Genomic DNA, 14,455 nt, shown 5'->3' with positions numbered 1-14,455 from the left:
CGCGGTCAGTCCACCGGGTCCGCGGGATGCGGTGCCAGCAGCGGCAGCTGTGCGGCCAGCCGCTCCTCGCAGAGCTGGACCAGCCGGTCGTACCCCGCCTTACCCATCAGCTCGATCAGCTCCGGGCGGTACGAGACGTAGACCGGGTCGCCCGCGCCGTGCGCCGAGGTCGCCGACGTGCACCACCAGTGCAGGTCGTGGCCGCCCGACCCCCAGCCGCGGCGGTCGTACTCGCCGATGGAGACCTGGAGCACCCGGGTGTCGTCGGGCCGGTCGATCCACTCGTACGTACGCCGCACGGGAAGCTGCCAGCAGACGTCGGGCTTGGTCTCCAGCGGCTCGCGTCCCTCCTTGATCGCCAGGATGTGCAGCGAGCAGCCCGCTCCACCGGCGAAGCCGGGACGGTTCTGGAAGATGCAGGAGCCCTCGTACGGGCGGGTCTGGCGGTCGCCGTCCTCGTCCTTGGACACCCAGCCCGTCTCCACCCCCACGTCATGGTGCTGCCAGATCTCCGGCGTCAGCCGGGCCACATGCCCGGCCACCCGCTTCTCGTCGTCCTCGTCGGAGAAGTGGGCCCCCAGCGTGCAGCACCCGTCGTCGGCGCGACCCGCCTGGATGCCCTGGCAGCCGCTTCCGAAGATGCAGTTCCAGCGAGAGGTCAGCCACGTCAGATCGCACCGGAAGACCTGCTCGTCATCGGCCGGATCAGGGAACTCCACCCACGCGCGAGCGAAGTCGAGCCCCTTCTCGTCGCTTTTCTTCACGGGCTTCTTGGACTTGGTGGCCTTCGCCTGCGAAGGACCCGCGGCTGATTTGTCTGGCTTCGCCTTTTTCGTCTTTGGCACGCGTCCAGGGTAAGTCGCTTCCGCCCGTTCCGAGGACGCTCCGGCGGCTTCCCGGAGAGCGGCCTTCCACGTGGGCTTTCGCCCCGCCCCACGTGAATCGCCGTGGGGGCAGTAGCGTTCCGTACATGAGACTCGGTGTCCTCGACGTGGGTTCGAACACGGTGCATCTGCTGGTGGTGGACGCCCACCCCGGCGCCCGGCCGCTGCCCGCGCATTCGCACAAGGCCGATCTGCGGCTCGCCCAACTGCTCGACGCGAGCGGGGCGATCGGCCCCGAAGGCGTGGACAAGCTGATCGAGACGGTCCAGGACGCACTGGAGGCCGCCGAGGACAAGGGAGTCGAGGCCCTGCTGCCGTTCGCGACCTCGGCCGTGCGCGAGGCCACCAACGCCGACGAGGTTCTCGCCCGGGTGCAGGCCGAGACGGATGTCGAGCTGCAGGTCCTCACCGGCGCGGAGGAGGCCCGGCTCACCTTCCTGGCGGCCCGCCGCTGGTTCGGCTGGTCGGCGGGCAAGCTGCTCGTCCTCGACATCGGCGGCGGCTCCCTGGAGATCGCGTACGGCATGGACGAGGAGCCGGACGCGGCGGTGTCGCTGCCGCTCGGGGCCGGCCGGCTGACCGCGGGCTGGCTGCCCACCGACCCGGCCGATCCGGCGGACGTGCGGGCCCTGCGCCGGCATGTACGGGCCCAGATCGCCCGGACGGTCGGGGAGTTCAGCCGCTTCGGCGCTCCGGACCACGTGGTCGCGACCTCCAAGACGTTCAAGCAGCTCGCGCGGATCGCCGGCGCCGCACGCTCCACGGACGGCCTGTACGTCCAGCGCGAGCTCAAGCGCCGCTCCCTGGAGGACTGGGTCCCGCGTCTCACGTCCATGACGAACGAGGAGCGGGGCGAACTGCCGGGCGTCTCCCCGGGCCGCTCCGGCCAGCTCCTCGCCGGCGCCCTGGTCGCCGAGGGCGCCATGGACCTCTTCGGCGTGGAGACCCTGGAGATCTGCCCCTGGGCCCTGCGCGAAGGCGTCATCCTGCGCCGCCTGGACCAGATGGCGTCGGAGTAACGCGGGATCCGACCGGGCGGCGACGGGTAGGGGTCCTGGGAGGACCCCGACGGGTAGGGGTCCTGGGAGGACCCGGCCAAGGGTGCGGGGAGCGGCTGCCCTGGCCCCACGTGGGCCGGTCGCCGGGCGGCGGCTCGTCCGGCGGTGGTGGGCTGCCCGCTCGGGCGGCGACGGGTAGGGGTCCTGGGGGACGCGGTCAAGGGGTGCGGGGGGCGGCGACTGCCCTGGCCCCACGTGGGCCGGCCGCCGAACGACGGACCCGGCCCCACCGCGGGCCGGTCGCCGAAGGCGGATCCTCCCGCGGTGGCAGGCCTCCTCTCGACGGCCTCCCGCGATGGGAGAGCCCCGCCGTCGATCACTCGGCGCCCCTGCCGAGCACGCGCCCCTGCCGAGCACGCGCGGCGCCGAGCACGCGCGGCGCCGAGCACGCGCGGCGCCGACTACGCGCGGCGCCGACTACGCGCGGCGCCGACTACGCGCGGCGCCGACTACGCGCGGCGCCGACTACGCGCGGCGCCGACTACGCGCGGCGCCGACTACGCGCGGCGCCGACTACGCGCGGCGCCGACTACGCGCGGCGCCGACCACGCGCGGCCCCGGCCGGCGGTCGCGACGGGCGCTCGCGCGAACGGGCTGCCGACCATGGGCCCCCGAACCCGGGGCGGCTGTGGCATCGATCACGGCGGCGTTCCGGCCGGGCCCGACACCCCGCGGGCCGGACCCGCGCCGGAGGGCCAACTCGGTCCAGGCCAGAGGCCGCCCCAGCCTCTCCGACGGCCCCGCGGGAGCCCCTCGGCCGGGCTCACCGCCCGTCCCCCAACCGCCGGAAGCACCCCGTACGCTGTCCCTCGTGGCAGAACCAGTGGTGCGCATCCCGGATGCGAAGGTCGCCCTGTCCACGGCCTCCGTGTACCCGGAGTCGACCGCGACGGCCTTCGAGATCGCCGCGCGCCTCGGGTACGACGGCGTCGAGGTCATGGTGTGGACCGATCCCGTCAGCCAGGACATCGACGCACTGCGCCGCCTCAGCGACTACCACCGGATGCCGATCCTCGCCGTCCACGCCCCTTGTCTGCTGATCACCCAGCGGGTCTGGTCCACCGACCCGTGGATCAAGCTCCAGCGTGCCCGTGCGGCAGCCGAGAAGCTCGGCGCGAGCACGGTCGTGGTCCACCCCCCGTTCCGCTGGCAGCGCCAGTACTCCCGTGACTTCGTGACCGGGATCTGGCGCATGGCCGACGAGACGGACGTCCGGTTCGCCGTCGAGAACATGTACCCGTGGCGGTACCGCGACCGCGAGATGCTCGCGTACGCCCCGGACTGGGACGTGACGAAGGACGACTACCGGCACTTCACGATCGACCTCAGCCACACCGCGACCGCCCGCACCGACGCCCTGCAGATGATCGACCGCATGGGCGACCGTCTCGGACACGTCCACCTCGCCGACGGGAACGGTTCCAACAAGGACGAGCACCTGGTCCCGGGCCGCGGCACCCAGCCCTGCGCCGAACTGCTCGACCGGCTCGCCCTGTCCGGCTTCGACGGCCATGTCGTCATCGAGGTCAACACCCGCCGCGCGATGTCGAGTGCCGAGCGCGAGGCCGACCTGGCGGAGGCGCTCGCCTTCACCCGGCTCCACCTCGCCTCCGCCGTGAAGGTGCCCCGCAGGTGACGGACGCCGCCCCCCGTCGCGGCCGGGGACGCCCGACCCGTACGCAGACGGAGGCGGGCCCCGCCACCCGCGACCGCATCCTGGAGGCGGCCCGCGAGGAGTTCTCCGAGCGCGGGTACGAGAAGACGTCGGTCCGCGGTATCGCCAAGTCCGCGGGGGTCGACTCAGCGCTCGTGCACCACTACTTCGGCACCAAGGAGCAGGTCTTCGAGGCGGCCGTCGAGGGAGCCATGGCCCCCGCCATCGGCGCCCCCGACACGATCGACACGATCGTCGAGGGGCCTCTCGGCGGAGTCGGGGAGCGCCTGACCCGCTTCTTCCTCGGAGTCTGGGAGAACCCCACGAGCCGTACGCCGCTGCTGGCGATCGTCCGCTCGGCGGTGAACAACGACACCGCCGCCGCCGTCTTCCGCAGGCTCGTCGCCGCGCAGCTGCTCCGCCGGATCGCGGCCCGGCTCGACGCCCCCGACGCGGAACTGCGCGCGGAGCTGGCGGCGGCCCAACTGGTCGGGGTCGCGATGCTGCGCTATGTGATCAAGGTCGAGCCGCTGGCCTCCGTGGACCTGGAACGTGTCGTGGCCGGGGTGGCGCCCGTGGTGCAGGGACACCTGACGAACCCGTGAGGAGCTCGGCGGTTTCCTGAGCCCCTGCGAACTCCGAGAACTCCGAGAGCCCCAGGAGATCGGCGACTCCTGAGACCCTGAGACCCTGAGAACCCGGGAGGAGATCGGCGAACCCGGGAGAACCAGGGCGAGTCCGTGGCGAACCCGGTGAACCTGTGACGAACCCGGCGAACCCATGAGCGAGCGGGCTCGTCGTCGACGCGGTCCCGTCGGCCCTCAAGGCCGCTGACCTGCTCGTATGTCATGCGAGGGTGGTCGCTGGTCGAGATAAGTTTCCCGAGATGCGGACGGCCTGTCCGGATCCTGGAGCACCGGCGTACGCTCGACTTCAGTCATAACCCTCCTCATACCTCCCCGAAGGAGCGAGCGACGATGCCCGAGCTGAGGTCCCGCACAGTCACCCATGGCCGCAATATGGCGGGCGCACGCGCCCTGATGCGCGCCTCCGGTGTACCGGGCGCGGACATCGGACGGAAGCCGATCATCGCGGTCGCCAACTCCTTCACCGAGTTCGTGCCGGGCCACACCCACCTCCAGCCGGTCGGCCGGATCGTCAGCGAGGCCATCACGGCGGCCGGCGGCATCGCCCGCGAGTTCAACACGATCGCGGTCGACGACGGCATCGCGATGGGACACGGCGGCATGCTGTACTCCCTGCCGTCCCGCGATCTGATCGCCGACTCGGTGGAGTACATGGTCGAGGCGCACTGCGCCGACGCCCTGATCTGCATCTCGAACTGCGACAAGATCACGCCCGGCATGCTGATGGCTGCCCTGCGCCTCAACATCCCGACGGTGTTCGTCTCCGGCGGCCCCATGGAGTCCGGCCGCGCCACCCTGGTCGACGGCACGGTCCGTACGCTCGACCTGGTCGACGCGATCTCCGACGCCGTGAACGACAAGATCTCGGACGAGGACATCCTCCGTATCGAGGAGAACGCCTGTCCGACCTGCGGCTCCTGTTCCGGCATGTTCACCGCCAACTCGATGAACTGCCTGACCGAGGCCATCGGCCTGAGCCTGCCCGGCAACGGCTCGGTCCTCGCCACCCACACCGCCCGCAAGGGCCTGTACGAGGACGCGGCCCGCACGGTCGTCGACATCACGCGGCGCTACTACGACCAGGACGACGAGTCGGTCCTGCCGCGCAACATCGCGACGCACGCGGCGTTCGAGAACGCCATGGCCCTCGACATCGCCATGGGTGGCTCCACCAACACGATCCTGCACCTGCTGGCCGCCGCCCAGGAGGCGGGCGTCCCGTTCGGTCTGGACGAGATCAACGCCGTCTCGCGCCGCGTGCCGTGCCTCGCCAAGGTCGCCCCGAACGTCGCCAAGGACCGCACGTACTACATGGAGGACGTGCACCGAGCCGGCGGCATCCCCGCCCTGCTCGGCGAGCTGCACCGCGCGGGCCTGCTCAACGAGGACGTGCACTCCGTCCACAGCCCGTCCCTGTCCGACTGGCTGAAGACGTGGGACGTGCGCGCGGGCTCCCCGTCCCCCGAGGCGATCGAACTGTGGCACGCGGCCCCCGGCTGCGTCCGCTCGTCCGAGGCCTTCTCCCAGTCCGAGCGCTGGGAGGCGCTGGACGAGGACGCCGAGGGCGGCTGCATCCGCTCCTCCGAGCACGCCTACTCCAAGGACGGCGGACTCGCGGTCCTCAAGGGCAACCTGGCCGTCGACGGCTGTGTCGTGAAGACGGCGGGCGTCGACGAGTCCATCTGGACCTTCGAGGGCCCCGCGGTCGTCTGCGAGTCCCAGGACGAGGCCGTCGACAAGATCCTCAAGAAGCAGATCACGCACGGCGACGTCGTGGTCATCCGCTACGAGGGCCCCAAGGGCGGCCCCGGTATGCAGGAGATGCTCTACCCGACCTCGTTCCTCAAGGGCCGCGGCCTCGGCAAGACCTGCGCCCTGATCACCGACGGCCGCTTCTCCGGCGGGACTTCGGGCCTGTCGATCGGCCACGCGTCCCCGGAGGCCGCGTCCGGCGGCACGATCGCCCTCGTCCGGGACGGCGACCGCATCCGCATCGACATCCCGAACCGCTCGGTCGAACTCCTCGTTTCCGACGAGGAGTTGGCCACCCGTCGCGAGGCCCTGAACGGCGTCTACGCCCCCGCGAACCGCGAGCGCAAGGTCTCCGCCGCCCTTCGCGCGTACGCCGCGATGGCGACGAGCGCGGACAAGGGCGCGGTCCGGGACGTCTCGAAGCTGGGCTAGGTCGCCCGGCCCCGGGCCGGTGAAGCTGTGTGAAGGGGCCGTCCCTGCCGGGGCGGCCCCTTCACGTCTCACCAGCCCGAGGGATCCCGCCCGTCGACCGCGAAGAGGGTGCCGTCGGGGGCGGTGGCGTAGATGTGGTTGTCGGCGGTGACGGGGGACGGGAGGGCGTTGACCAGCGAACCCCGCTCGCCGCCGAGGCGCGCCCTGGTCTGACCGAGCAGCGCGCCATGGGCGGTGTCGACCGCCAGGAGCCGTCCGTCGGCGGCACTCAGGTAGAGGCGGTCGCCGGACACGGTGGGGGCCGACGACCAGCTCACGGAGGTCTCCACCCGCCACGACTGGGCCGAGGTCCGGGTGTTCACCGCCACCAGTGCTCCGCCGTCGGCCAGCAGATACGCCGTGTCCCCGTGGACGACTGCTTGCGCTCCGGGCAGCGGCAGGGGCAGCCTGACGCGCTTGGCCGTCCGGTGGGTGACGTCGTAGCGCACGACGGCGTCGGTGTACTGGTGGCTGTTCGTGGAAGTGAACCAGAGCACCCCGGCACGGGCGTGCACGAGGTTCAGCGCCTGGTCCAGGCGCCGTTGCCAGCTCACGACGCCGGTCTCGGGATCGACCGCCGTCACCCGGGTCCGGCTCCCGTCCGGTGAGACGGCGTAAGCGACTCCGTCCCCGTACGACGAGAATCTCGGCAACGACTGTCCAGGGAGGGCGTGTTGCCACAACTTCTTGCCGGTCGTGGCGTCGAGAGCGGTGACTTCGGAGTCGTGGCCGGTGAGCAGGACGACGGCACCGACGTGGGCGATCCCGCCGTCGTAGCGCGTCGTGTCACGGTCCCAGCGGGTCTTTCCCGTGGCCGGATCCAGCGCTGTCAGCCGGTGCCCGCCCTTGCTGAGGATCTGGAGCAGCCCGCCGGACAGGACCGGTGCGCTCGGTACGTCGTCGCTCCGCCATCCCGGGTCCGGTCGCGACCAGAGAACCTTGCCGTTCGCGGGATCGACCGCGATGGCCAGCGCGCCGGGCCGGGCGCAGTACAACCGGTGTGCACCGTAGGCGCATCGCGGCTGGCCGGTGGCCTTGGCGCCTACGGCGGTCAGCTTCACGTCCCAGGGCGCGAAGCCGTCGCTCTTCGACGGTTGCACCACGCGCTTCTCCGCCGCGGGAGTCTCCGTCCCGCCGAACCGTACGAAGGCGCCCGCGGCGACGACAGCGGCGGCGAGTCCCGTCAGGGCAAGGACGGCGGGCAGCCGCCATCGCCGTCCGCCTCTCGTCCGGGCGGCCACGTGGGTGAGGTCCTCGGCGCCTTCCGGACGCTCGTGGCGTGGCCGCAGCGCCACTTTCCGCGCAGGCGGCGCCGACTTCCTTTCCCCGGTGCGTTGTTCGGGAATGAAGGCCCGGGTGTCGTAAGAGGCCGAGACCGAACGCAGCGCGGTCATCAGCTCGTCCGGCGTGGGCCGGTCCTCGGGCTCCTTGGCGAGGCAGCGCGACACGAGGTCGACCAGGTCCTCCGGCACGCCGGTCAAGTCCGGTTCGTGGTGGACGACTTGATAGGCGACCAGATAGGGGCTGTCCGAATCGAACGGCCCGCTCCCGGTGGCCGCGTGCACGATCACCGAGCCGAGGGCGAACACGTCGGCGGCCGGCCCGACATGCCGTGGCCTGCTGAACTGCTCCGGTGCCATGAACGGCGGAGTGCCGATCAATTTGCCGGTCTCCGTGCGGAGTTCGCTGTCGGACGGACGGGAGATGCCGAAGTCGATGACCTTCGGCCCGTCCTCCGCCAGCAGGACATTGCTGGGCTTGAGGTCACGGTGGACGACCCCGGCCCGGTGGATGTCCCTCAGGGCCTCGGCGAGTCCGGCCATCAGATGGCGCAACCGGGCCGAGGACAGCGCGCCGTTCCGCTTCACGTGTTCGGCGAGTGTCGGCCCGGGTATGAACAGGGTTGCCATCCAAGGGCGTTCGTCCTCGGGATCGGCGTCCACCACGGGCGCGGTGAAGGCACCGCTGACCCGACGCGCGGCCGCGACCTCCTGACGGAACCGCCCCCGGAACTCGGGGTCTTGCGAGAACTCGGCGTGCACGACCTTGACGGCCAGCCGCAACCCGGAGGCGGACCGCGCCAGATGCACGATTCCCATGCCACCGGAGCCCAGTCTCGCCTCCAGCAGGTACTGCCCGGCGTAGCGCGGATGTTCCGCTTCCGAGTCCGTACCGGTGCTGCGCTGTGGCGGCATCACTCACCCCCGTGGGATCGACCGCATGCGCGACGCGCAGAGCCTAGTCGATCCTTCGTGCGAAACCTCGACGGCTTGCTAGCCTCGGCGCGCAGCATATTTTTGGCGTGAACCAATCAACGGGGGAGATCGATATGGCCGTGGAAGACGTCGCCATCACAGGCTCGACGGAGTCGGCGGAAGCCGAGCCGCTGTCGGCCGAGGCGCTCCTCACCTACCCGCTCGCACCAGGCCACAACGTCAACGTCCGCAGCGGCCCGGGCACTCACTATCCGATCGTCCGCACGCTGTCGGCCGGTTCGAGTGTCCCCATCCGCTGCCAGTGCCAGGGAGAGTCCGTCACCGGCCCGTACGGGACCTCGACGATCTGGGACAACATCGCCAACGCGCAGTTCGTGTCGGACGCGTACGTGCATACGGGAAGCGACGGCTACGTCGCCGTCAAGTGCTCCTGACGACAAAGGGGAATGACTGTGAAGATCGTGTCGGCCAGACGGGCCATGCTGGTCGGAGGGGCCACCGCGGCGCTTCTGATGGTGGCAGGGGCCACGTCCCAGGCCTCGGCAACGTTGCGTACGTACCCCATCGCGCCGGGTGCGATTCTGCATGTCCGCAGCGGCCCGGGTGTGCACTTCAGCATTGTCCGCGATCTGCCCGAGGGCTCGAGTGTCCCCATCTACTGTCAGTGCCCCGGGGACACAGTCAGCGGCTACTACGGGACCACGAACATCTGGGACAACATCTCGAACGGCCAGTTCGTGTCGGACGCGTACGTGCATACGGGCAGCGACGGCTATGTCGCTCCGGCGTGCTCCTGACCGACGCCACGGCCCCAGGGCACCCGCGGCGGCCGGAGGAGCCGGGACCGGAGCGATAATCGTCGGGTGAGCGACGAGACCAGCACCGGAACCGGTACCCCCGCGGGGCCCCAGCCCGAGCCCCTGCGTTTCTTCGGGACGACCTGGGTGGAGCACGACGGCGGCTACACCGGCCGTCGGATCGGCGTGGCCGTCGGCTCCCTGGCCGCCGCGGTGGCCGCCAGTTTCGTGCTCCGCTTCGCCTATCAGGGCCTGGTCATCGCGGATGTCGGTACGCCCGTGAGCGTACTGGTCGTGGTGATGTTCGCGGTGTGCAGCGCCCTCGCGTTCCGCCACACCTCGGAGGCGTTCACCAAGCGCCCCGACCCCGACCGCCAGGCATCCCTCAGGGGTCTGCTCGCCATCGGCTTCGTCGGTTCCCTCCTCGCCTACTGCTTCCGTTCCCTCACCGAGGCCCCGGGCGAGAAGCTCCACCGCGAGGAGTACGAGGTGGCGAAGGACCAGTACACCCGCCGCACCGCCCGCCGCGCCGGCAACCCCTCGAAGAAACGCCGCCCCTCCTGACCCCGACGGCTCCACGGTCCCGAGCCCTGTAGGTGTGGCTGCACGCAGCAAGGCACGCAGCAAGGCACGCAGCAAGGCACGCAGGAAGGCGTGCGGGACGGCGTGCGGGAAAGCAAGCAGAACGTCGCGTACGCGGCAGGAAAATCTCCTACCCCGGCCCGCGCCACCCGCGACGATGAACTCATGCCCCCTTCCTCCTTCGCCGCCCCCTCTCCCGGCGCCCCCGAGCATTCCGCGCGAGCGCACTCCTTCAACGCCGCCGCGGCGCAGTACGCCGCGAACAGGCCGTCGTATCCGCCGGCCCTGTTCGACACCGTCGAAGCCCTCGCGGCCCGCCCACTGGCCGGTGCCAAGGTCGTCGACGTGGGCGCGGGCACCGGGATCTCGACCGGGCTCCTCCACGCGCGTGGCGCGGACGTCCTCGCCGTGGAACCGGGTCCCGGCATGGCCGCCGAGTTCCGTCGCGCCCACCCCCGTATCCCGATCGTCAGGGGCAGCGGCGACGCCCTGCCCCTCGCCGCCGACTCCGCGGACTTCCTCACCTACGCCCAGTCCTGGCACTGGACCGACCCGAGCCGTTCGGTGCCGGAGGCGTTGCGCGTGCTGCGTCCCGGCGGGGCGCTGACCCTTTGGTGGAACACCGAGGCGCTCGACGTCCCGTGGATCGAGGCGGCGGCCCGGCGTGGCGCGCGCTTCCTCGGCTGGGACCCGGAGGCCGAGAAGAGCGCCGGTGCCGCCCGCGCCGCCCAGTTCGAGTCCGCCGACCCCAGCGGCCGTCTCTCCTTCGACCGCCGCCAGGTCCGCTGGAGCCGGCGTATCCCGATCGGGACCCGGCTGGCCAGTGTCGGCAGCCACTCGCAGTTCCTGGTCCTCGGCGAGGAGGCCACCGGTCCGTTCTTCGCAGAGGAGCGGAACCACCTTCTGCAGGCGTTCCCGGACGGGTTCGTGGAGGAGACCTACGTCGTGGAGCTGCTGGTGGCGATCAGCTCGTGATCCCGCGGCGGCCCCCGCGTCGAGGGCCGCCGCACACGCGGACCGCCATGCCGCAGCCCGCCCGGTTCCCGGCGGAAGTACGCCCGCCGCGCGCCCGCGCCGCCGCCGCGCACGCGGATTGCCGTGCCGGGCTCGCCCGGTTCCCGGCGGAAGTGCGCCCGCCGCGCGCCCGCGCCGCCGCCGCGTACGCGGATTGCCGTGCCGGGCTCGCCCGGTTCCCGGCGGAAGTGCGCCCGTCGCCCGCCCGCGCCGCGGCCGCGCACGCGGATCGCCGAGCCGCCGCCCGCCCGGTTCCCGGCGGAAGTACGCCCGTCGCCCGCCCGCGCCGCCGCGCACGGATCGCCATGCCGGGCCCGCCCAGTTCCCGACTGGAGTACGCCCGCCCCCGCGTCGCCGCCCACCCATGCTGTCGCCGCGCCCTCGCGCCCTCGCGCCCCCGCCGTACCCGCGCCCCCGCCGCGCCCCCGACGGCCGCCGCTCCCGTACCCCGCCGGCACGCCATGACTCTTGACCGGCGCACCTCACGAGAGGAATATTCATCGAGTGATGATTATTCGCCCACGTCCACCCGACCACACAGGAACTCCCGTGCCCCTTGCCCCGCCCGCAGTCCGCGCCCAAGGCCTCACCGTCGTCCGCGGCACCCGCACCGTCCTGCACGGACTCGGCTTCACCGTGCCGCGCGGCCAGATCACCGGCCTACTGGGCCCCTCCGGCTGCGGAAAGTCCACCCTCATGCGCGCGACCGTCGGCACGCAGGCCAAAGTCGGCGGCACCCTGGAAGTACTCGGCCTCCCCGCAGGCGACTCCGCACTCCGTTCCCGCATCGGTTACGTCACCCAGGCGCCCTCCGTCTACGACGACCTGACCGTCCGCCAGAACCTCGACTACTTCGCCGCGATCCTCGACCCTGGCCGGGCCGCCTCCGAACGCCGCCACGCCGACGTCACCCGGGCCATCGCGGACGTCGACCTCGCCTCCCACGCCGACTCCCTCGCCGGCAACCTCTCGGGCGGCCAGCGCAGCCGCGTCTCCCTGGCCGTCGCCCTCCTCGGCACCCCCGAACTCCTCGTCCTCGACGAACCGACCGTCGGCCTCGACCCGGTTCTGCGCCGGGACCTGTGGAACCTCTTCCACGCCATCGCCGAGGAACGCGGCACGACCCTCCTGATCTCCTCCCACGTCATGGACGAAGCCGAGCGCTGCCACCGGCTCCTCCTGATGCGCGAAGGCGGGATCCTCGCCGACGACACCCCCGAAGCCCTCCGCGAACGGACCGGGTCCGACACCGTCGAAGCGGCCTTCCTGCACCTCGTGGACGAGGCGGTCGCTGTCGCGCACCAGCCCACGACCACCACCACGACCAGTACCACCACCACCGTCACGAACTCACCGCGGAACCCCGCCGCCCCCGAAGCCCCGGCAGCCCCGGAGTCACCAGTCCCTGTCACGGAGCCCCCTGCCACGGAGCCCCCCGCCTCCGAGCTCCCGGATTCCGGCGACGAGGCCCGGTCCGCCGGTTCCCACTCGCGCGAGGAGACCGCACGATGAGCCCCACCGCACCCACGAGCCCCACTCCGCCGACCGCGGCCGCGAGCACGGGCACACCCGGGCAGCCGGCACCGGCCCCACGCCCGAGCGCGCTGAACGTCTCCCGCACCACGGCGACCGCGGCACGCGTCCTGCGCCAGCTCCGGCACGACCCGCGCACCATCGCGCTGATGATCCTCGTCCCGTGCCTGATGCTGTTCCTGCTCCGCTACGTCTTCGACGGCAGCCCTCACACGTTCGACTCCATCGGCGCATCACTCCTCGGGATCTTCCCGCTGATCACGATGTTCCTGGTGACCTCGATCGCCACCCTGCGCGAGCGCACCTCCGGCACCCTCGAACGGCTCCTCGCCATGCCCCTGGGCAAGGGCGACCTGATCGCCGGCTACGCCCTCGCCTTCGGCGCGCTCGCCATCATCCAGTCGGCGCTGGCCACCGGACTCGCGGTCTGGGGCCTCGGCCTGGACGTCACGGGCTCCCCCTGGCTCCTGCTCCTGGTCGCCCTCCTCGACGCCCTCCTCGGAACGGCCCTCGGCCTCTTCGTGTCGGCGTTCGCCGCCTCCGAGTTCCAGGCCGTCCAGTTCATGCCGGCGGTGATCTTCCCGCAACTGCTCCTCTGCGGTCTGTTCACCCCGCGCTCCGACATGCACCCCGTCCTGGAAGCCATCTCCGACGTCCTCCCCATGTCCTACGCGGTCGACGCCATGAACGAGGTCCTCCAGCACACCGACATGACCGCGACCTTCGTACGCGACACACTGATCGTCGCCGGAAGCGCGCTGCTGGTCCTGGGACTCGGAGCGGCGACTCTGCGACGGAGGACGCCGTAGGACGCCGTCCGACGGAGGACGCCGTAGGACTCCGTACGGCACGACTGCTCAGGCCGTCCGCCCACCGGACACCGCGCCCGGCCCCATGACCCCGGTGGGAGGATGAACGCGGACGACTCAACCCCCGGAGGGCACCCGCAACCATGCCTCAGAAAGTCGCAGTCCTCGGCACCGGCAAGATCGGCGAAGCCCTGCTCAGCGGAATGATCCGAGCAGGCTGGGCCCCCGCGGATCTCCTGGTCACCGCCCGTCGGCCGGAGCGGGCCAAGGAACTCCAGGAACGCCACGGAGTCACCCCGGTCGGCAACGCGGAAGCGGCCAAGACCGCCGACACGCTGATCCTCACCGTCAAGCCCCAGGACATGGGCACCCTCCTCGACGAACTCGCCCCGCACATCCCCGCCGACCGCCTGATCATCAGCGGCGCGGCAGGCATCCCCACCTCCTTCTTCGAGGAGCGACTGGCGGCCGGCACCCCAGTCGTCCGTGTCATGACGAACACCCCCGCCCTCGTCGACGAGGCGATGTCCGTCATCTCCGCGGGCAGCCACGCCACCGCCGAGCACGTCGCGTACGCCGAGGAGATCTTCGGCGCCGTCGGCAAGACCCTCCTCGTCCCCGAGTCCCAGCAGGACGCCTGCACCGCCCTGTCCGGTTCGGGACCGGCGTACTTCTTCTACCTGGTCGAAGCCATGACGGACGCGGGCATCCTGCTCGGCCTGCCCCGGGACAAGGCCCACGACCTGATCGTCCAGTCCGCGATCGGCGCCGCCGTGATGCTCCGCGACAGCGGCGAGCACCCCGTGAAGCTCCGTGAGAACGTCACCTCTCCCGCGGGCACCACGATCAACGCGATCCGCGAACTGGAGAACCACGGTGTCCGCGCGGCGCTCATCGCCGCTCTGGAAGCAGCCCGCGACCGCAGCCGCGAACTCGCCTCCGGCAACAGCTGACCCGCGCCCGCCCCGGTCGGCCCTCGACACCGAGGGCCGACCGGGACCGAGGACGACCGTCGGTCCTCACTCCCAGCGGCTCACT

12 protein-coding genes and 1 pseudogene are annotated in these 14,455 nt (G+C 71.6%); 11 read left to right on the top strand and 2 right to left on the bottom strand.

The genetic code is table 11. From position 1 onward, the window contains the following. Positions 1-5: 5 nt before the first annotated feature. The gene (locus OHT01_RS18185; protein ID WP_328554192.1) at positions 6-845 is read right to left on the bottom strand and encodes a hypothetical protein; all 840 of its coding nucleotides are present in this window, start codon (positions 843-845) and stop codon (positions 6-8) included. A 125-nt stretch (positions 846-970) separates the two neighbouring features. On the opposite strand from OHT01_RS18185, the gene OHT01_RS18180 reads away from it, so the two are divergent. The 4 genes from OHT01_RS18180 to ilvD all read left to right on the top strand — a co-directional run bounded on the left by OHT01_RS18180 (position 971) and on the right by ilvD (position 6,427). Then, a complete protein-coding gene (locus tag OHT01_RS18180; RefSeq protein WP_328554191.1) occupies positions 971-1,903 on the top strand; it encodes a Ppx/GppA phosphatase family protein in 933 nt (310 codons plus the stop codon). An 850-nt stretch (positions 1,904-2,753) separates the two neighbouring features. Further along, positions 2,754-3,578 (top strand): sugar phosphate isomerase/epimerase family protein, encoded by an 825-nt coding sequence (locus OHT01_RS18175; RefSeq protein WP_328554190.1) that lies wholly within the window; start codon positions 2,754-2,756, stop codon positions 3,576-3,578. After that, on the top strand, positions 3,575-4,201 hold the full coding sequence (locus OHT01_RS18170) for a TetR/AcrR family transcriptional regulator (protein ID WP_328554189.1): 627 nt from the start codon (positions 3,575-3,577) through the stop codon (positions 4,199-4,201). The genes OHT01_RS18175 and OHT01_RS18170 overlap by 4 nt, the downstream gene beginning before the upstream one ends. Before the next feature lie 372 nt (positions 4,202-4,573). Continuing rightward, positions 4,574-6,427, top strand: a complete 1,854-nt coding sequence (ilvD, locus tag OHT01_RS18165) for a dihydroxy-acid dehydratase (RefSeq protein WP_328554188.1) — start codon at positions 4,574-4,576, stop codon at positions 6,425-6,427. Positions 6,428-6,495: 68 nt separating this feature from the next. Here ilvD and OHT01_RS18160 read toward each other — a convergent pair whose 3' ends face one another. Next, positions 6,496-8,661 carry a serine/threonine-protein kinase gene (locus OHT01_RS18160; protein WP_328554187.1) on the bottom strand — a complete coding sequence of 722 codons (2,166 nt, stop codon included), beginning with the start codon at positions 8,659-8,661 and terminating at the stop codon, positions 6,496-6,498. 134 nt (positions 8,662-8,795) lie between these two features. Between OHT01_RS18160 and OHT01_RS18155 the strand changes: the two genes are divergently transcribed. The 7 genes and pseudogenes from OHT01_RS18155 (at position 8,796) to proC (ending at position 14,370) form a co-directional block, all read left to right on the top strand. Continuing rightward, positions 8,796-9,116 (top strand): peptidase, encoded by a 321-nt coding sequence (locus OHT01_RS18155; protein WP_328554186.1) that lies wholly within the window; start codon positions 8,796-8,798, stop codon positions 9,114-9,116. A gap of 78 nt (positions 9,117-9,194) precedes the next feature. Further along, positions 9,195-9,479, top strand: coding sequence for a peptidase (locus tag OHT01_RS18150; RefSeq protein WP_328558158.1), 285 nt, complete (start codon positions 9,195-9,197; stop codon positions 9,477-9,479). A 66-nt stretch (positions 9,480-9,545) separates the two neighbouring features. Next, a complete protein-coding gene (locus OHT01_RS18145; RefSeq protein WP_328554185.1) occupies positions 9,546-10,043 on the top strand; it encodes an EamA/RhaT family transporter in 498 nt (165 codons plus the stop codon). A gap of 183 nt (positions 10,044-10,226) precedes the next feature. Further along, the gene (locus OHT01_RS18140; protein ID WP_328554184.1) at positions 10,227-11,036 is read left to right on the top strand and encodes a class I SAM-dependent methyltransferase; all 810 of its coding nucleotides are present in this window, start codon (positions 10,227-10,229) and stop codon (positions 11,034-11,036) included. A gap of 546 nt (positions 11,037-11,582) precedes the next feature. Beyond that, positions 11,583-12,392, top strand: a pseudogene (locus OHT01_RS18135) (ABC transporter ATP-binding protein); the annotation flags it as partial. A 191-nt stretch (positions 12,393-12,583) separates the two neighbouring features. After that, positions 12,584-13,417, top strand: a complete 834-nt coding sequence (locus tag OHT01_RS18130; RefSeq protein ID WP_328554183.1) for an ABC transporter permease — start codon at positions 12,584-12,586, stop codon at positions 13,415-13,417. A gap of 143 nt (positions 13,418-13,560) precedes the next feature. Continuing rightward, a complete protein-coding gene (proC, locus tag OHT01_RS18125; protein WP_328554182.1) occupies positions 13,561-14,370 on the top strand; it encodes a pyrroline-5-carboxylate reductase in 810 nt (269 codons plus the stop codon). Positions 14,371-14,455 lie beyond the last annotated feature (85 nt).

The sequence above is a fragment of the Streptomyces sp. NBC_00358 genome, from assembly GCF_036099295.1.
Taxonomy (GTDB): domain Bacteria; phylum Actinomycetota; class Actinomycetes; order Streptomycetales; family Streptomycetaceae; genus Streptomyces.
Note: the sequence above shows the minus strand (reverse complement) of the source record. Positions and strands in the feature narration are given on the sequence as shown.

What these genes read in the sequence shown, in the direction of transcription:
- OHT01_RS18180 (WP_328554191.1), top strand. Translation starts at nt 971, where the DNA reads ATGAGACTCGGTGTCCTCGACGTGGGTTCGAACACGGTGCATCTGCTG.
- ilvD (WP_328554188.1), top strand. Translation starts at nt 4,574, where the DNA reads ATGCCCGAGCTGAGGTCCCGCACAGTCACCCATGGCCGCAATATGGCG.
- OHT01_RS18160 (WP_328554187.1), bottom strand. Translation starts at nt 8,661, where the DNA reads ATGCCGCCACAGCGCAGCACCGGTACGGACTCGGAAGCGGAACATCCG.
- OHT01_RS18155 (WP_328554186.1), top strand. Translation starts at nt 8,796, where the DNA reads ATGGCCGTGGAAGACGTCGCCATCACAGGCTCGACGGAGTCGGCGGAA.
- OHT01_RS18150 (WP_328558158.1), top strand. Translation starts at nt 9,195, where the DNA reads ATGGTGGCAGGGGCCACGTCCCAGGCCTCGGCAACGTTGCGTACGTAC.
- OHT01_RS18140 (WP_328554184.1), top strand. Translation starts at nt 10,227, where the DNA reads ATGCCCCCTTCCTCCTTCGCCGCCCCCTCTCCCGGCGCCCCCGAGCAT.
- OHT01_RS18130 (WP_328554183.1), top strand. Translation starts at nt 12,584, where the DNA reads ATGAGCCCCACCGCACCCACGAGCCCCACTCCGCCGACCGCGGCCGCG.
- proC (WP_328554182.1), top strand. Translation starts at nt 13,561, where the DNA reads ATGCCTCAGAAAGTCGCAGTCCTCGGCACCGGCAAGATCGGCGAAGCC.